This window comes from Rhizobium sp. L43 (assembly GCF_002531725.1).
Taxonomy (GTDB): Bacteria; Pseudomonadota; Alphaproteobacteria; order Rhizobiales; family Rhizobiaceae; genus Rhizobium.
Map to the genome: position 1 here is coordinate 1 of NZ_NWSQ01000020.1, position 17,563 is coordinate 17,563.

Sequence of the window (17,563 nt, forward strand, 5' to 3'; positions counted from 1 at the left end):
GTGTGAATCTGATAGCCCAGCGGGGAGAAGGTGCCCGTAGGGCGGATGCAAGGGGGCCACACGGCACACCCTTCACTTCGTAATCTATCCTGCCAACCAAAATGGCAAGCGCCGTAAAAGACCGGCTTCGCCGGCCCCCTCATCCGCCCTACGGGCACCTTCTCCCCGCTGGGGAGAAGACGGAGTCGAAACGTCGCGGCGCAGCTTTATAAGAGCCGTCGCTGCAGCTCAGCCGACCTTTGTCGAGGGGTTGATCCAGCCGTCGCGCGGCACTTCGGGCCGTTGCGGCTTCGGGCGAAACTTCACCAGCACCTCGCGCCCATCGGAAGAGGCCCGCGTTCGCTCCAGGTCATCGCGCTCGGCAACGGCCTGGCGCCAGTGATCATCATCACGGCCGTGCGGGCGGCCCTGTTCTTCCCAGATCGCGTAAGCTCTCTTGCTGATCCATTCGTGACGTCGGCTGCTCATCTATCTGTTCCATTCGCTAAAGGCGTTATTCGGCAATTTTGTCCTGCAAAACCGGCGAACGGCGCTTGGCCGCCATGAGCAGATCGAGCTCGATCGAAGAGGGCCCGAACCGGGTGAAGAGGCTCTCCGCCTGTTCCCCGCCCAGACCATATTTGGAGGCGAATTCATCAAGGCTGTAGGGGCGGCCGCGCAGAATTCTGCTTCGGCGCTCCGGTTCACGGATTTGCGTCATTGGTGATTACCCCAGACTGTTTTGCGAAATGTGAGAACAAAACAAATTACAGCGGCAAAAGTTCCGTGAATTTCCAGGGTTTTTTCGCCTGATCGTGCCGTTGCAGGGTATTTGGATCTGGCGGCATAGATTTTCCAGAACGGCGAGCGCTGAGAAAATTTCGACTAAAACATGTAAGAATATCAGGGCGTTATGGAATTGGCTTCCACGATGGCCAATAAATGGGCTTTACCCCGGCGCGTTACTCTATAGAATCAATAGTGTTAATCGGTTCGCAGGGGCAGCAAATCGCTCGTTCCCCGCGTTGGCGCGACCGATACCGGAGGACTTTGGCTTCAACCCATCAAGAGGAGACAGACATGATGAATGCCCTGCCGCCACTTCATGACGGCCACGCGCCGTTTAACCTCCAGCAGCTGTTTCGCGAAGCGCTCTACGCCTTCGAGGAATGGGACAGCGAATTGACCGAGCCGATCGTCACTCACGAAGGACGGGTCATCCCCATCAGCTTCGTTTTCGAAGCCATGCGTACGTGCACCGACATCGTGCCGATGAATATCGTCGGCGCCGTCACCGAACGGCTGACCAAGCCGTGGGAGGGCGAAGGCCCGCTCGACCAGATGACCTTCTCGACGGCGGCGCGCGTCATGCGCGTGCTGGTGCGCAAGCGCCTTCTTGCCAACGGCACCGCCGATCTCGTCGCTGTTTCGGCCCACGCGGCCGAAGACCAGAGCCGCGACTGACCAGTGAGGATCGCGGCCATGGCTGCGATCCTTTTCCGCTTGCCGGCGGAACCTCGCTCATTCCCAGCCGTTTAATCCGGCATGCACAGCCCGCCGCCAGAGACGGGCGAGGAATGAATGCCATGCTGAAATCCATCGTTCATGAACTCATCGGCACGCCCAGGCGCGAGCCTGAGCTTCCGCAATCGCTCGAGCAGTTCCGCGACAGGAAGCGGGTGCTGATCATCTTCGCCGACGCCCAGGACGACCGCGCCGACATTCAGGACGAATGGCTGCGCAAGGCGCATATGCGCCTGATCGAGGAGGACGTCGAGGTGTTCAGCATCGCCGGCGGCGGCGCGTTTGCGCTGTTCGACGACGACTGGGACCTCGATGCCGATGATATCCGGGAGCGGCTGCAAGGGCCGCCGTCCGGCGAGTTCGGGCTGATCCTGGTCGGGCGCGACGGAAGGGTGAAGCTGCGCTCCAGTGAGCCGATGAGCGCGGAGGAGATCTTCGCAGCCTTCGAGATGCTGCCGAAGAAGACGCCCTGGTAAATTCGGGATGTCCGTTTGAATCGATAGGGCGGGGCAGCGAAAGTGGCACCCGCCCTTTTCAGCTTTAAAGTTCGAAGGCTTCCTTGAGGCCGAGGCTCTTGCGTTCGCGCAGGTCGAGATCGGCCTCGATATGGGCGATGTGATGCAGCATCAGCCGGCAGGCGCGGTCGAGTTCGTCGTTTTCGATCGCCGCAATGATGTCGCCGTGTTCGGAATGGCCGCAGCTCGATACTGTGGACTGGCCGTAGAGCGCGATCACGAGCGACGAGCGGGCGACGAGTTCTTCCATGAAGCGCTGCATGATCGCATTGCCGGAGATTTCCGCCAGCCGCAGATGGAAATCGCCTGATGCCTTGATCTCGGCGCGGCGTGCCGTCTGGCCGCGCTCGCTCATCAGGCGGCCTTCCTCCAGCAGAAGCTGTTTCAGCTGGCTGATGTCACCGGGTGTCATTCGTGCCGCCGCCTCGCGCAATATGCCGGGTTCGACCAGGCGGCGGGCGGCAAAGATCTGGCGGGCCTCATCCGGCGATGGATAGGCGACGAAAGCGCCGCGGTTCTTCTCGACGCTGACGAGGCCTTCATAGGAGAGCGCCTGCAGTGCGGCGCGGGCTAGCGTGCGGCTGACGTTGAAGAGATTGCCGACATCGTTTTCCGAAAGTTTGGTGCCCGGCGAAAGCCTGCGCTCGACGATTGCCTCGCGAATGGAATCACGGATCAGTTGTGCGCTGGTGTCAGTGGAGTCTTCGGCCTGCGTGGCCTTGGCAGCGGATTTCATGAAAATCGATTTCCTGGTGATCGTCAAACCATATCCGGCTTCCCCGTAAAAGTTAAACAGAATTTGTGCTCGAAGCGCCGATCGAATTGTATACGATCATTTGCACTAATTGCAGACAATAGCCTAAATCATGTGCAGACATCGTTGCGCCTATAATTTGCCCGCTCGCATCTCGCGTCGTGGAAATCCTTGATTCATAGGGGATTGTGGCTCTGCCACGGAGTTGGCACGGCAGATGCATCGTCTTGCCCGAACAGGGGAAGGCATGATGTCGAAAGCGGCAGAGATCGATATAGTATCCGTTTCGAAGGTCTATGGGGCGACGACCGCGGTCCAGGCGATCAGCCTGAAGATTCCGGCGGGCTCCTATTGCTGCTTCCTCGGCCCGTCGGGCTGCGGCAAGACCTCGACGCTGCGCATGATCGCCGGCCATGAGAGCATTTCCTCGGGCGATATCCGGCTCGGCAATGTTGTCGTCACCGATTTTCCGCCGGCCAGGCGCGGCACGGCGATGATGTTCCAGTCCTATGCGCTGTTCCCCCATCTCGACCTGATCGACAACGTCGCCTTCAGCCTGAAGATGAAGGGCGTCGACAAGGCGGAGCGGCGGACCAAGGCGCTCGAAATGCTGAGGCTGATGCAGATGGAGGCCTATGCCAACAGGCGTCCGGCCCAGCTTTCCGGCGGCCAGCAGCAGCGCGTGGCGCTGGCGCGCGCTTTGATTACCGATCCGGAGGCGCTGCTGCTCGACGAGCCGCTGTCGGCGCTCGATCCGTTCCTGAAGATCCGCATGCGCGCCGAACTCAAGAAACTGCAGAAGACGCTCGGCATCACCTTCGTGCATGTCACCCACAGCCAGGAAGAGGCGATGGCGCTCGCCGATATCATCGTCATCATGAATGATGGCCGGATCGAGCAGGCGGCAGCCCCGCGCGAGGTTTTCGAGAAGCCGGCAACCGCTTTCGTCGCGCGCTTCATGGGCGATCACAACGTGCTGTCCGGCCGGGTGACCTCGAGCGAGAACGGCGTGCTCGTCATGACCGTGCCGGAGGGGCAGAGCTTTTCCGTCCGCGGGACGGGCAGGGAGGTCGGCGAGCCCGTCGATATCGGCATCCGCACCGACCGGGTGCGGCTGCAGGTGGCGACCGAATGGACGCTCGGCTTCGATGGCATCGTTTCCAACATCGAATATCGCGGCTCTTCGGTGAAGATCACCGTTCTCGGCGCCGGCAGCGACGACTTCACCGTCATATCAGACGACGGCGACTATTTCGCCCGGCCGGTTGCCGTCGGCGACACGGTTTCGCTCAGCTGGGCGCCCGAGGATGCCGTGCTCCTCGGCCGACCTTCCGCATAGACCATCACCATCAAGAACCATGAGCCTTCCATACCAAGAAAAGGGGAACTGACATGACGACTGAGACAACATCGACCAAGGCGGAGAAGGGTCTTTCCCGCCGCACGCTGCTGAAGACGGGTGCCGCCGCCGTCGGCGCCATCGCCGGCTCCGGCGCGATCACCGGCTTTCCCACCATCTGGGCGAAGACCAACATCACGCTTCGCCAGTTCGGCACCGGTGTTTCCAACATCAATGCCATCGCCGAGAAGTGCAAAGCCGATCTCGGCATCACGCTGGAGATGACGGCGACCGATTCCGACGCCGCCGCCCAGCGCGCCGTCACCCAGCCCGACAGCTACGATATTGCCGATATCGAATACTGGATCGCCAAGAAGGTGTTTCCAACAGGCGCGCTGCAGCCGATGGACGTCAAGAAGCTGAAATATTACGACAAGATCGTGCCGCTGTTCATCAACGGCAAGCTGAAGGCAGACAGCGTCATTGCCCAGGGCACGGCGCCGCACACGGTCGGCTTCGTCGAAGCGCAGGGCTCCAAGAAGTTCGCCAAGGAGCCGACGCAGTGGATGACGATGGTTCCCACCATCTACAATGCCGACACGCTCGGCATCCGTCCTGATCTCACCGGCCGTCCGATCACCAGCTGGGCCGATATTCTCGATCCGGCCTTCAAGGGCAAGACCGCCATCCTCAACATCCCGTCGATCGGCATCATGGATGCGGCGATGATCATGGAAGCCGCCGGCAAGATCAAATATGCCGACAAGGGCAACATGACGAAGGAAGAGATCGACAAGACGATCGAGTTCCTGATCAAGACCAAGGGCGACGGCCAGTTCCGCGCCTTCTGGAAGTCCTTCGACGAAAGCGTCAACCTGATGGCGTCGGGCGAAGTCGTCATCCAATCGATGTGGTCGCCGGCCGTCGCCGCCGTTCGCTCCAAGGGCATCGCCTGCACCTTCCAGCCGCTCAAGGAAGGCTACCGCGCCTGGGGCGGCGGTCTCGGCCTTGCCTCGCATCTCAAGGGCGCCGAGCTCGATGCGGCTTATGAATATATCAACTGGTACACGTCGGGCTGGGTCGGCGGCTACCTCAACCGCCAAGGCTATTATTCCGCCTGCATGGACACGGCCAAGAACTTCATGACGGCAGACGAATGGGGCTACTGGATCGAAGGCAAGGCTGCGACCGGCGACATCCTGTCTCCTGAAGGCAAGGTCATGGAAAAGGCCGGTGCGGTGCGCGACGGCGGTTCTTTCGAAGCCCGCATGGGCGCGGTCGCCTGCTGGAACTCCGTCATGGACGAAGACCGCTACATGGTCCGCCGCTGGAACGAGTTCATCGCGGCCTGATCTCCGCTGAGAGGGCGGCAGCCACTGTCTTTCGCTAACGCTTAAGACGTCGCTTCGCTCCGCCCCCTCATCTGCCCTTCGGGCATCTTCTCCCCGCTGGGGAGAAGGGGGAGCTTGCCGCTCGGCAGGTAACAAAAGGGCAAGGTTTGCGGCGGCCGAGACGTTGCCGCGAATCTCTTCTCCCCAGCGGGGAGAAGGTGCCGGCAGGCGGATGAGGGGGCGGCACGCGCCTTCCTTCCACTTGAAGTAATCAGAACGGAGAAGCGGATATGGCGACCATCGCAGCGGAAACGGAGGAGCACGGCCAGGGCGCGCGCGGCGGGCGTGGGCTGAGGCTCTCCCCCTCGGCCATCTCCTATCTCCAGGCAACCCCGCTGCTCGTCATCCTCGGCTTCTTCTTCCTGCTGCCGATCGCCATGATCGGTATCGTCAGCTTCTGGGATTACGATTTCGCCGGCCTCTATCCCGATTTCCTCACCATGAACTATACCGACACGCTCGGTTCATGGGTGACGTGGAAGACCTATCTCAACACGCTGAAATTCACCGCCATCGTCTGGTCGCTGACGCTCGTCATCGGTTTCTGGGTCGCCTATTTCCTGGCCTTCCATATTCGCAAGACCTCGGCGCAGATGATCCTCTTCCTCGTCTGCACCGTGCCGTTCATGACCTCGAACATCATCCGGATGATCTCGTGGATCCCGGTGCTCGGGCGCAACGGTCTCGTCAACTCGACGCTGATCAAGATGGGCGTGATCCCGCAGCCGATCGAATGGCTGCTCTATTCCGATTTCGCCGTCGTGCTTGCCATGGTGCATCTCTACACGCTGTTCATGGTGACGCCGATCTTCAATACGCTGATGCGCATCGACCGGTCGCTGTTCGAGGCGGCGCGCGATGCCGGCGCGTCGGGCTGGCAGGTGCTGTGGAACGTCGTTATTCCGCTCGCCAAACCCGGCATGGCGATCGGCACGATCTTCGTGGTGACGCTTGTCATGGCCGACTTTTCGACGGTGCAGGTGATGTCCGGCGGCCAGAGCGCCTCGGTGGCGCTGATGATGAAGAACCAGATGTCGCTGCTGCAATATCCGGCGGCGGCCGCAAACGCCGTGGTGCTGCTCGCCGTCGTGCTGCTGATGGTCGCCGCCATTCTGCGTGTCGTCGATATCCGCAAGGAGCTTTGAGATGAACCACGAAAAACGCGGCCTCGAATTCTATCTGCTGGCGATCTTCTTCATCCTCTTCGTGCTGTTCCTCTACGGCCCGCTCTCGGCGATCCTGATCCTCTCCTTCCAGGGGCCGGACGGCGGCCTGACTTTTCCGATGAACGGGGTTTCCACCCATTGGTTCTTCAACCTGTTCGAGAAGCAGGCGGTCGGCGATTTCGGCGCCTCCTTCCGGCGCTCCTTCACCCTCGGGCTAATGGTGATGGTGGTGACGGTCGTCGTCTCGCTGCTCGCCGGCCTTGCTTTCCGCCGCCGCTTCCGCGGTTCGACGGCGCTGTTCTACGCCACGGTCGCAAGCCTCGTCGTGCCGTCGATCATCATCTCGCTCGGCATCGGCGTCGTCTTCCAGGAGGGAGGGCTGAAGCCCGCATGGTATTCCTCGGCTTTCGGCGCGCATCTCACCTGGACGCTGCCCTTCGGCGTGCTGATCATGTTTGCCGTCTTCAACCGTTTTTCGCCGGCCTATGAAGAGGCAGCACGCGACCTCGGCGCCAGTTCCTGGCAGACATTCCGCCATGTCGTGCTGCCAATGATCGCGCCGAGCCTGATCGGCGTCGGCCTGTTCGGTTTCACGCTTTCCTATGATGAATTCGCCCGCACGCTAATGACATCGGGCAGCTACAACACGCTGCCGCTCGAAATATACGGCATGACGACCAATGTCACGACGCCGGTGCTCTATGCGCTCGGCACGGTGACGACGCTGTTTTCCTTCACCATTATTCTCATCGCCCTCGGCATCATGACGATGCTCAGCCGGCGGCAGGCAAAGATCAACTGATATGCGCATTCTCATCGTCAATCCGAACACAACGGCCTCCATGACCGAGAAGGCCGCGACTGCGGCGCGTGCGGTGGCAGCCTCCGGCACTAACATCATCGCCGCCACCTCGCGCATGGGGCCGGTCTCCATCGAGGGCCATTACGACGGCGCGCTGGCGATCCCCGGTCTGCTCGCCGAACTCAAAGAGCGGCAAGCGGATTACGACGCGGCTGTCATCGCCTGTTTCGACGATACCGGGCTCGAAGCGGCACGGAGCTTTGCCGATGTGCCGATCCTCGGGCTTTGCGAATCCGCCGTGGTCACGGCGGGCTTCCTGGCGCAGCGCTTCACCGTGGTGACGACGCTCGAGCGGTCGCGGGTGCTGATCGACAATCTGGTGCGTCACTATGGCATGGGCGAGCGCGCCAAGGTGCGCGCTTCCGATATCCCGGTGCTGGAGCTGGAAGATGCGGCCTCGGGCGCAATCGGCAAGCTCCGGGCCGAGATCGAACGGGCGCTTTCGGAAGACGGCGCCGAGGCGATCGTGCTCGGCTGCGCCGGCATGACCGATCTCGCCAGGGAATTGCAGGATATCTACGGTGTGCCTGTTGTCGACGGCGTTGCGGCCGCCGTCAAACAGGCCGAGGCGCTGGTGTCGCTCGGACTTTCCACTAGCAAGCGCGGCTCCTATGCCTCGCCGCTGCCGAAACCTTTTACCGGAGCGATGAGCGCCTTCTCGCCGGCTGGGAAGCTCGGCTGACCCATGGCCATTTCCTTCGATTTTACGCAGCTTTCGGAGCGCGAGCGTTACAAGCTGATGATCGGCACGATCATTCCGCGGCCGATCGCTTTGGTGACGACGGTCGATGAGCACGGCCGGATCAATGCCGCGCCCTTCAGCTTCTTCAACTGCCTTTCGGCTGATCCGCCGATACTGGCGATCGGGGTCGAGAACAATGCCGACATGTCGTTCAAGGACACCGGCCACAATATCCGCATGACCGAGGTGTTCACCGTCAATATCGTCTCCTTCGCCATCGCCGAGGCGATGCATGTCTGCGGCGCCAAGTATCCGCGCGGCGTCGACGAGCTGAAGGAAGCGGGGCTGACAGCGATGCCGGGCGAGAAGGTGGCCTCACCCTTCATCGCCGAGGCGCCGGCCGCCTTCGAATGCCGGCGGCATGTGACGCTGGAACTCGGGCGCTCGCGGCAGATCATCATGGGCGAGATCGTCTATGCGCATTACCGCGACGGGATTGTCGATCCGGAAAGGCTGCGTGTCGACCCGGCCGCGGTCGATGCGATTGCCAGGCTCGGCGGCGATACCTGCGCCACCATCCGCGACCGTTTCGAAATGCTCACGCCGAAGCTCTGACATCAGGGATAGGCCATAGGCCCAAGTTTTTGCTTTACTTTTTTGGCTCCGGCGCGAATGGTCTGCACGGATCATCGCGGCAGAGGAGCGCTTAGCCATGACAATCGAGAACGATCTCAGCCGGATCGCGGAGCAGGAGAAGGCGCTGAGCTTCGACGCTTTCGACCTGACGACGGCATGGCAGCTCGGCAAGCTCCTGCAGGAACTCGCCACCGAGCGCGGCCTCGGCATCGCGATCGATGTCACCCTGCATTCGATGCCGGTCTTTTACGCGGCATTGCCCGGTGTGACGCCCGACAACGTCAACTGGGTCCGCCGCAAGCGCAACATGGTGCTGCGTTATTTCCGCAGCAGTTATGCTTCCGGCCTGAAGCTGCAGAAGGATGGCAAGACGGTTGAGGATAACGGGCTTGATGGCGCCGACTATGCGCCGCATGGCGGCAGTTTTCCGATCAACGTCAAGGGCACCGGCTGCATCGGCGCCGTCACCGTCTCCGGCCTGCCGCAGCGCGACGATCACAATCTCGCCGTCGAGGCCTTGGCGCTGATGCTGGCGAAGGATCTGGATACGCTGCGGCTCGCCCCGCCGCTTTGATGCGATCGCTTTGATACGGCCGCTTCCGCCGTAATTTAGACAGAAAAAAGCCATGAAAATTGCAAAATCGCGTCGCCGCTCCGGTGACGCGGGCTTGTCCTGCGGCTAAGCTGCGGTCATTGCACTCCTCATTTTACCCGGGACGCCATGATCCGCCTGTTCTTTGCGCTTGCCGCCACTGTCGGCTTCGGCCTTTTTCTTGCCTCCTGCAATACGCTGTCCAAGGAGGAATGCGTCGCCGCCGACTGGCGGGTGATCGGCGAGAGCGACGGGGCGGCGGGTTATGAGCCGCAACAGCGTTTCGCCGCCCATGCGAAATCCTGCGAGCGGGTCAAGATCGTGCCCGACCAGACGATCTGGTTTCAGGGGTACCAGACCGGCCTGGTGCGCTACTGCACGCCGCTCAGCGGGCTGGCGCGCGGTCAGGCGGGCAGCGGCTACGCCAATGTCTGCCCGCCGGAAACCGCGCCGGGCTTCCTGCGCGGATTCAACCTCGGCAGCAAGCAGCACGGGCTGCAGGAGCGCCTGACCTCGATGCAGAACGACTATAGCTCCAAGGAGATCGAGATCGACGAGCTTTCCGACAAGCTGAAGGATGCCAAGGACGGCGACCGCTCGGAACTGCGCCGGCGAATCGAGGATCTGGAAGACGACATGCACGACATCCGCCGCGATCAGCGCGACGTGCAGGACGATCTCGACCGCGTCAACGAGGATGTCGAATGGTTCCAGCGCAACCCGAGCGCCGAACTGCCGGCGCCGGGCTACTGAACCTCAGAGCTTGCCGCCGGCCTCGGCGATGCCCTTCGTCAGGCTGCCGGTGGCCGGGAAGAGCGGGATGAGGCAGGCCTGCAGGGCATGGTAGATGTCGCCCTTGCCGGGGAAGAGCGAGTGCGAGGGGACGAGGTCTTCCGTCAGTTCCTCGTGCCAGCCGCCGTTCCTGTGGTCGATGAAGGCGCGCTCGATCACGTTCCAGATCTTGCGGTAGCTCTCCTCGTGGAAATCGCTCGGCAGGTGCTCGTTGAGGAAATGCGCGGCAGCCGCGCCTTCGCAGGCCGGCCACCATAGCTTGTTGCGCTTGGCGGGCTTGTCGTCCCAGTCGAGCGTATAGAAGAAGCCGCCCTTGTCGTTGTCCCAGCCGAGCGCCATGGATTGGGCAAACAGCGCCTTCGCCGCATCCGGCATCCATTCGATGCGTTTGCCGCCGAGCGCCCAGAGCTGCAGGATGAGGCGGGCCCATTCCAGCCAGTGGCCGGGCGTGGTGCCGGCCGGGCGGAACATTTCGTTCGGATGATAATAAGTCTTGTCGAGGGTCCATTCGGCGTCGAAATGCTCGGCGACGCGCCAGTCGACCGAGCCGGCCGCGCGGCGGATGACGAGATCGGCGATGCTTTCGGCCTTGGTCAGATATTGCTTGTCGCCGGTGGCTTCGAAGGCCGCCATCAGCGCTTCGGTCAGGTGCATATTGGAATTCTGACCGCGATAGGTGCCGCCATCGAGCGGCTGCCAGTCGGCCGTGAATTCCTCGGCAATCGCGCCGTGCCTGGCTTCCCAGAACCTGGTGTTCAGGATCTCGGTGATATCGTCGAGCATGCCGTCGGCCAGCGGATGGCCGATCGTCTTTGCCGAGGAGGCGGCCAGCAGCACGAAGGCATGGCCGTAACCCTGCTTGTTGCTATCGACCGGACCGTCATTGTTGAGCGACCAGAAATAGCCGCCGTTCTCTAGGTCGCGATGATGGTTCCAGAGATAGTCCATGCCGTGGTCGACGAGGTCGGCAGCACCCGGACGGCCGAGCAGGGCGCCGATCGAGAAGCAATGCACCGCGCGCGCCGCAATATGGATGCCGCGCACCTGGCCTTCGGCGTCGAGCGGCCGGCCTTCATCGTCGAGATCGTAGAAGCCGCCCTTGGGGTTGACCGAATTGTGCTGGAAGAAATCGAAGAGGCCGTTCGCCTGGTTGAGCAGCCAGCCGCGATGATAGGCGCGGGTCGTCCAGTTTCCAAGCACGGCGTTGCCGGTTGCGGGTGCCATGATGCTCCTCCGATTTCGTGCACAAGCGTCGCAAACGCCTATATAGAGGTCGGGCAAGCCTGTCATCGGCGAAGGTTTGCAAAGCACGAAATCACCAGCCATATATTGACATAAAGATATCTTTATGTGATTTGGAAGTCTGGTCTTATGACGTCAAGGAGCCCTCCCGTGTTTGACACCCTCTTTGGTCCGGAAACGGGCAAGCGTGACGGCAGCGAAGTTTTCGCAGCTTTGAAACAAGCCGCGAGCGAGCGCATCCTTGTCCTCGACGGCGCCATGGGCACGCAGATCCAGGGTTTGGGGTACGACGAGGACCAGTTCCGCGGCACGCGCTTCATCGGCTGCGCCTGCCACCAGAAGGGCAATAACGACCTTCTGATCCTGACCCAGCCGGATGCGATCGAAGAGATCCATTACAAATACGCCAAGGCTGGCGCCGATATTCTCGAGACCAACACCTTCTCCTCGACCCGCATCGCGCAGGCCGATTACGAGATGGAAGGTGCGGTCTACCACCTGAACAAGGAAGGTGCCGAGATCGTGCGCCGGGCGGCACAGCGCGCCGAACGCGAGGACGGCCGCCGCCGCTTCGTCGCCGGCGCCATCGGACCGACCAACCGCACTGCTTCGATTTCGCCCGACGTCAACAATCCCGGTTTCCGCGCCGTCACCTTCGACGACCTGCGCGACGCCTATGGCGAGCAGATCGACGGGCTGATCGATGGTGGCGCCGACATCATCCTCATCGAGACGATCTTCGACACGCTGAACGCCAAGGCGGCGATCTTCGCCTGCGAGGAGCGCTTCGCGGCCAAGGGTGTGCGGCTGCCGGTGATGATCTCCGGCACGATCACCGATCTTTCCGGCCGCACGCTGTCCGGCCAGACGCCGTCGGCCTTCTGGAACTCGGTGCGCCATGCCAACCCGTTCACGATCGGGCTCAACTGCGCGCTCGGCGCCAATGCGATGCGCCCGCATCTGCAGGAACTGTCAGGCGTCGCCGACACCTTCATCTGCGCCTATCCGAATGCCGGCCTGCCGAACGAATTCGGCCAGTATGACGAAACGCCGGAGCTGATGGCGGCGCAGATCGACAGCTTCGCCCGCGAAGGCCTGGTCAATATCGTCGGCGGCTGCTGCGGCTCGACGCCCGAACATATCAGGGCGATCGCCGAGACAGTCGCCAAGTACAAGCCGCGGCCGATCCCCGAGCATCGCCCCTTCATGTCGCTGTCTGGCCTCGAACCCTTCGAGCTGACCAAGGACATTCCCTTCGTCAATGTCGGCGAGCGTACGAACGTCACCGGTTCGGCGAAGTTCCGCAAGCTGATTACCAATGCCGATTACACGGCAGCGCTCGATGTCGCCCGCGACCAGGTCGAGAATGGCGCGCAGGTGATCGACATCAACATGGACGAGGGCCTGATCGATTCCGAAAAGGCGATGGTCGAGTTCCTCAACCTGATCGCCGCCGAGCCCGACATCGCCCGCGTGCCCGTGATGATCGACTCGTCGAAATTCTCGATCATCGAATCCGGCCTGAAGCGCGTCCAGGGTAAGCCGATCGTCAACTCGATCTCGCTGAAGGAAGGCGAGGAGAATTTCCTCGCCCAGGCGCGGCTGTTGCACAATTACGGTGCTGCCGTCGTCGTCATGGCCTTCGACGAGACGGGGCAGGCGGACAGCTATGAGCGCAAGGTGGAAATCTGCACGCGCGCCTACAAGCTGCTGACCGAAAAGATCGGCTTCCCACCCGAGGACATCATCTTCGATCCGAACATCTTCGCGGTCGCGACCGGCATCGAGGAGCACAATAATTACGGCGTCGACTTCATCGAGGCGACGCGGACGATCCGTCAGCGCATGCCGCTGGTGCATATCTCGGGCGGTGTCTCCAACCTGTCCTTCTCGTTCCGCGGCAACGAGCCGGTGCGCGAGGCGATGCATGCCGTGTTCCTCTACCACGCCATCCAGGCGGGTATGGACATGGGCATCGTCAATGCCGGCCAGCTCGCCGTCTACGACAACATCGACCCCGAGCTGCGCGAGGCCTGCGAGGACGTGGTGCTGAACCGCCGTCCCGACGGCACCGAGCGGCTGCTGGAAGTGGCCGAGCGTTTCCGGGGCGCCGGCGCCAGGGAGGGCCGGGTTCAGGATCTCTCCTGGCGCGAATGGAGCGTCGAGAAGCGTCTCGAACATGCGCTGGTCAACGGCATCACCGAATATATCGAGGCCGATACCGAGGAAGCACGCCAGCAGGCCGCTCGGCCGCTGCACGTCATCGAAGGGCCGCTGATGGCCGGCATGAACGTCGTCGGCGATCTGTTCGGCTCGGGCAAGATGTTCCTGCCGCAGGTGGTCAAGTCGGCCCGCGTCATGAAGCAGGCGGTTGCCGTACTGCTGCCTTACATGGAAGAGGAAAAGCGCCTCAACGGCGGCGAAGAGCGCCGGTCGGCCGGCAAGATCCTGATGGCGACGGTCAAGGGCGACGTGCACGATATCGGCAAGAATATCGTCGGCGTCGTGCTGGCCTGTAACAATTACGAGATCGTCGACCTCGGCGTCATGGTGCCGGCGACGAAGATCCTCGAAACGGCGATTGCCGAAAAAGTCGATGTCATCGGCCTTTCGGGCCTGATCACGCCGTCGCTCGACGAGATGGTGCATGTTGCCGCCGAGATGGAACGCCAGGGCTTCGCGATCCCGCTGTTGATCGGCGGGGCGACGACCAGCCGCGTGCATACGGCCGTGAAGATCCATCCGGGCTATAACAAGGGACAGACGATCTATGTGACCGATGCGAGCCGCGCCGTCGGCGTCGTCTCGGCACTGCTGTCGCCGGAGACGCGGCAGAGCTATGTCGACGATATAAGAGCCGAATATGCCAAGGTGGCGGCCGCTCATGCGCGCAGCGAAGCCGAGAAGGTGCGCCTGCCGTTGCCGCGAGCCCGCGAGAATGCACATAAGGTCGATTGGTCTGCCTACCGGCCGACAAAGCCGCAATTCTTCGGCACGCGGGTGTTCGAGGATTACGATCTGGCCGAGCTTGCCAGATACATCGACTGGACGCCGTTCTTCCAGACCTGGGAGTTGCGCGGTCGTTACCCCGCCATTCTCGAGGACGAGAAGCAGGGCGAGGCGGCGCGCGCGCTCTGGGCCGATGCGCAGGCCATGCTCAAGAAGATCATCGACGAAAAATGGTTCCGCCCGCGCGCTGTCATCGGCTTCTGGCCGGCCGGTGCCGTCGGCGACGATATCCGCCTGTTCACCGACGAAAGCCGCAAACAGGAACTCGAGACCTTCTACACGCTGCGCCAGCAGCTTTCGAAGCGGGACGGGCGACCGAACGTGGCGCTCTCCGATTTCGTCGCGCCTGTCACAAGCGGTGTCGAGGATTATGTCGGCGGCTTCGTGGTCACGGCCGGCATCGAGGAAATCGCCATCGCCGAGCGTTTCGAACGCGCCAACGACGATTATTCCTCGATCCTGGTCAAGGCGCTGGCCGACCGCTTCGCCGAAGCCTTTGCCGAGCGCATGCATGAGCAGGTGCGTCGCGAATATTGGGGTTATGCCAAGGACGAGACGCTCAGCAACGAGGATCTCATCACCGAAGCCTATGCCGGCATCCGCCCGGCGCCCGGTTATCCCGCCCAGCCCGACCACACGGAAAAGGCAACGCTCTTCAAGCTGCTTGACGCCGAAAAGGCGGCCGGCGTGAAGCTGACCGAGAGCTATGCGATGTGGCCCGGCTCATCCGTATCCGGCCTCTATATCGGTCATCCCGACTCCTATTATTTCGGCGTCGCCAAGGTGGAGCGCGATCAGGTGGAGGACTATGCCAAGCGCAAGGGCATGGAGGTTTCCGAAGTCGAGCGCTGGCTCGGGCCGGTGCTGAACTACGTGCCGCGCAAGGCCGAAACCGAGATCGAGGATGCGGCGTAACCAGCCGTTTGGCGTCTTCCGCTGGTAAAGTGATTCAAGAAACGATGGAGCCGGAAAGTGATTCACTTTCCGGCTCCATGCTTTTGAAAATCAAGAAGATTATTCTTTGGAGCCGATGGTATCGGCTTTGCGGTTCACGTCACCGCGATCGTTAGCTCCGCGACGAAATCATAGGCGTCACCGCGATAGAGTGAGCGGGTGAATTCTACGGCGCGGCCGGAGCCGAGATAGGAGATGCGCTCGATCGACAGGCCGGCCGCACCGACGGGGACGCCGAGAAGCTGGGCGTCGGCTTCCTTCATATTGGTCGCCGAAATGCGCTGCACGGCGCGCACCGGGCGGACCTGGCGGCGTTCGAGTTCGGCATAGAGCGAATTGGTGACGGCGGAGGGATCGGGGAGGAATTCGCCGGAGACGCTGGCATTTTCGATCGCCAGGGGCTGGTCGTCGGCGATGCGCAAGCGGGAGAGGCGCGAAACCTTCACGTCGGCGGCGAGGCCGAGGATCATCATCTCGTCGGGCGAGGGGGTGTGGACGCCCTTATGCAGCCATTCGGAGCGCGAGGACATGCCGCGGCGCGCCATGTCTTCGGTGAAGGAGGTCAGCTGCGACAGGCGCTGCTCGACCTTGGAGACCGGCTTGGCGACGAAGGTGCCCGAGCCGTGGCGGCGCACCAGCAGGCCGTCGGCGACAAGTTCGTCGATCGCCTTGCGCACGGTCACCCGGCTGACGGCGGCAAGTTCGGCGATGTCGCGCTCCGGCGGCAGCGCATCGCCATGGCCGAGCGTGCCGGTGCGGACGGCCTCTTCGAGCGTCCGGCGCAGCTTGACATAGAGCGGGCCGGTGCCGGCCGCCTGCAGGCGTTCCAGGGACAGGATTGTGGCGAGATCGTCGGTCATGCCGCACCTCTCTGCTGATCGTTCAGAAGCTTGACCGCAAGTTCCACCGCACCCTGCAGGGCATCCCCCTTCGGCTTGGCGAGCCGTGACCTGTAGCGTTCGGAAAGCCACGGCTCATAGGCTCCCGCAAGGCCACCGAGCAGGCAGATCGACGGGCATTCGGGCCAGAGCAGCGCTTCAAGGCTTTTGCCGATCGCCGTTGCCGCGTCGGTGACGATGCCGGCCGCAACGGCATCGCCCTTGGCGGCATGTTCGAAGACAACAGGCGCGTAACGGGCGAAATCCGTCGGTCTTGCCGAATGCGCGAATTCGACGATGTTTTCAGGATCGTTGCCGTATTCGCCCATGATTGCTTCGGTGATCGGCGATGCCGGGCGCACGCCGTCATGGACGAGCAGCGATTGCTCCATCAGGTCGCGGCCGAGGCGGGCGCCGCTTGCCTGATCGCCGACGACGAAGCCCCAGCCGCCGATGCCGATCAACCGGCCATCCCTGCGGGCATTATAGACCGAGCCGGTGCCGAAGGCGCCGACGATGCCATCAGCATCGCCGAGCGCGCCCTGCAGGGCGATCAGCGCATCGGTGACGACGCGGCCCTCGGCAAAGGGCAGGGTCTTTTCGATTCGCTGGCCGTAATCCGTGACATTGGCGCCGGCGACACCGACGACTGATACAGCAGAGGAGATGGTTTCAGCGGCAATTCCGGCATCGCGCAGCGCCTGCCGGGCGGATTCGACGATATTGAGAAGAGAGTTTTCGAGATCGGACAGGATGTTGGCCGGGCCCGATTTGCCACGGCCGATGATATTGCCGTTTCGATCCGCCACCGCGGCCCGGCAGCTCGTTCCGCCGCCATCTATGCCGATTGCAAGCTCCGTCATCGGACCTCCGAATACGCCGTTCCCACTCGTTTTGAATACAATACCAAAAAAATACCATTTACCAAGTGGGAATGATGGGGAAATTCCATCTTTTTATCATATTGATTTTGTTGATTAAAATTTTTTAATGAATTTTTGACAGCGAAAAAGTTAAATTCGGCTGGACAATTGGTATTTTTTTGGCCTTAATTCGATCAAAGGGAACAGCGTTTCGAAGCCCACGAAAACCGGCAGCAGAGCCAAGCCGGAACCGCTTCGAGGATGATTGCAAGAACACCTGCCGGCCCATGTGGCCAGTGGTTGAGTTCAGGCATCCATCGGCTTTCCCTCGTCATTTCGCCACGCCCGGTGCAGGCCACCGGGAAGGCGCGCAAGTCCGGCCGCA

The 17,563-nt window shown here is 62.0% G+C and carries 17 protein-coding genes; 11 read left to right on the forward strand and 6 right to left on the reverse strand.

Annotated features, from left to right (window positions below):
• Positions 1-228 precede the first annotated feature (228 nt).
• Complete coding sequence (locus tag CO667_RS24185; protein WP_097620832.1) at positions 229-468, reverse strand: DUF2934 domain-containing protein; 240 nt, start codon at positions 466-468, stop codon at positions 229-231.
• 25 nt (positions 469-493) lie between these two features.
• Positions 494-700, reverse strand: a complete 207-nt coding sequence (locus CO667_RS24190; protein WP_097620833.1) for a hypothetical protein — start codon at positions 698-700, stop codon at positions 494-496.
• 359 nt (positions 701-1,059) lie between these two features.
• On the opposite strand from CO667_RS24190, the gene CO667_RS24195 reads away from it, so the two are divergent.
• Positions 1,060-1,443, forward strand: coding sequence for a hypothetical protein (locus tag CO667_RS24195; RefSeq protein ID WP_097620834.1), 384 nt, complete (start codon positions 1,060-1,062; stop codon positions 1,441-1,443).
• 122 nt (positions 1,444-1,565) lie between these two features.
• On the forward strand, positions 1,566-1,979 hold the full coding sequence (locus tag CO667_RS24200; protein ID WP_097620930.1) for a DUF4174 domain-containing protein: 414 nt from the start codon (positions 1,566-1,568) through the stop codon (positions 1,977-1,979).
• A 64-nt stretch (positions 1,980-2,043) separates the two neighbouring features.
• Here CO667_RS24200 and CO667_RS24205 read toward each other — a convergent pair whose 3' ends face one another.
• The gene (locus tag CO667_RS24205) at positions 2,044-2,754 is read right to left on the reverse strand and encodes a GntR family transcriptional regulator (protein ID WP_097620931.1); all 711 of its coding nucleotides are present in this window, start codon (positions 2,752-2,754) and stop codon (positions 2,044-2,046) included.
• A gap of 268 nt (positions 2,755-3,022) precedes the next feature.
• Between CO667_RS24205 and CO667_RS24210 the strand changes: the two genes are divergently transcribed.
• The 8 genes from CO667_RS24210 to CO667_RS24245 all read left to right on the forward strand — a co-directional run bounded on the left by CO667_RS24210 (position 3,023) and on the right by CO667_RS24245 (position 10,193).
• Positions 3,023-4,111 carry an ABC transporter ATP-binding protein gene (locus tag CO667_RS24210; protein ID WP_097620835.1) on the forward strand — a complete coding sequence of 363 codons (1,089 nt, stop codon included), beginning with the start codon at positions 3,023-3,025 and terminating at the stop codon, positions 4,109-4,111.
• Between the two features lie 53 nt (positions 4,112-4,164).
• Positions 4,165-5,463 (forward strand): PotD/PotF family extracellular solute-binding protein, encoded by a 1,299-nt coding sequence (locus tag CO667_RS24215; RefSeq protein WP_097620836.1) that lies wholly within the window; start codon positions 4,165-4,167, stop codon positions 5,461-5,463.
• A gap of 269 nt (positions 5,464-5,732) precedes the next feature.
• Entirely contained in the window at positions 5,733-6,647 is a 915-nt protein-coding gene (locus CO667_RS24220; protein ID WP_097620837.1) for an ABC transporter permease, read from the forward strand.
• A 1-nt stretch (position 6,648) separates the two neighbouring features.
• A complete protein-coding gene (locus CO667_RS24225; protein WP_097620838.1) occupies positions 6,649-7,470 on the forward strand; it encodes an ABC transporter permease in 822 nt (273 codons plus the stop codon).
• Position 7,471: 1 nt separating this feature from the next.
• Complete coding sequence (locus CO667_RS24230) at positions 7,472-8,212, forward strand: aspartate/glutamate racemase family protein (protein ID WP_097620839.1); 741 nt, start codon at positions 7,472-7,474, stop codon at positions 8,210-8,212.
• Positions 8,213-8,215: 3 nt separating this feature from the next.
• Positions 8,216-8,827: a flavin reductase family protein gene (locus tag CO667_RS24235; RefSeq protein WP_097620840.1), complete on the forward strand. Its 612-nt coding sequence runs from the start codon at positions 8,216-8,218 to the stop codon at positions 8,825-8,827.
• A gap of 97 nt (positions 8,828-8,924) precedes the next feature.
• Entirely contained in the window at positions 8,925-9,422 is a 498-nt protein-coding gene (locus CO667_RS24240) for a heme-degrading domain-containing protein (protein WP_028756352.1), read from the forward strand.
• A gap of 147 nt (positions 9,423-9,569) precedes the next feature.
• The gene (locus CO667_RS24245; RefSeq protein ID WP_097620841.1) at positions 9,570-10,193 is read left to right on the forward strand and encodes a DUF2799 domain-containing protein; all 624 of its coding nucleotides are present in this window, start codon (positions 9,570-9,572) and stop codon (positions 10,191-10,193) included.
• Between the two features lie 3 nt (positions 10,194-10,196).
• Here CO667_RS24245 and CO667_RS24250 read toward each other — a convergent pair whose 3' ends face one another.
• The gene (locus CO667_RS24250) at positions 10,197-11,456 is read right to left on the reverse strand and encodes an AGE family epimerase/isomerase (RefSeq protein ID WP_097620842.1); all 1,260 of its coding nucleotides are present in this window, start codon (positions 11,454-11,456) and stop codon (positions 10,197-10,199) included.
• Between the two features lie 168 nt (positions 11,457-11,624).
• Here CO667_RS24250 and metH point away from each other — a divergent pair, with 168 nt between their 5' ends.
• Complete coding sequence (gene metH / locus CO667_RS24255) at positions 11,625-15,398, forward strand: methionine synthase (RefSeq protein ID WP_097620843.1); 3,774 nt, start codon at positions 11,625-11,627, stop codon at positions 15,396-15,398.
• A 134-nt stretch (positions 15,399-15,532) separates the two neighbouring features.
• On the opposite strand, the gene CO667_RS24260 is transcribed toward metH, so the two are convergent.
• Together CO667_RS24260 and CO667_RS24265 are read right to left on the reverse strand one after the other, a co-directional pair.
• A complete protein-coding gene (locus tag CO667_RS24260) occupies positions 15,533-16,297 on the reverse strand; it encodes a GntR family transcriptional regulator (protein WP_097620844.1) in 765 nt (254 codons plus the stop codon).
• Positions 16,294-17,178 carry an N-acetylglucosamine kinase gene (locus CO667_RS24265; protein WP_097620845.1) on the reverse strand — a complete coding sequence of 295 codons (885 nt, stop codon included), beginning with the start codon at positions 17,176-17,178 and terminating at the stop codon, positions 16,294-16,296. The genes CO667_RS24260 and CO667_RS24265 overlap by 4 nt, the downstream gene beginning before the upstream one ends.
• Positions 17,179-17,563 lie beyond the last annotated feature (385 nt).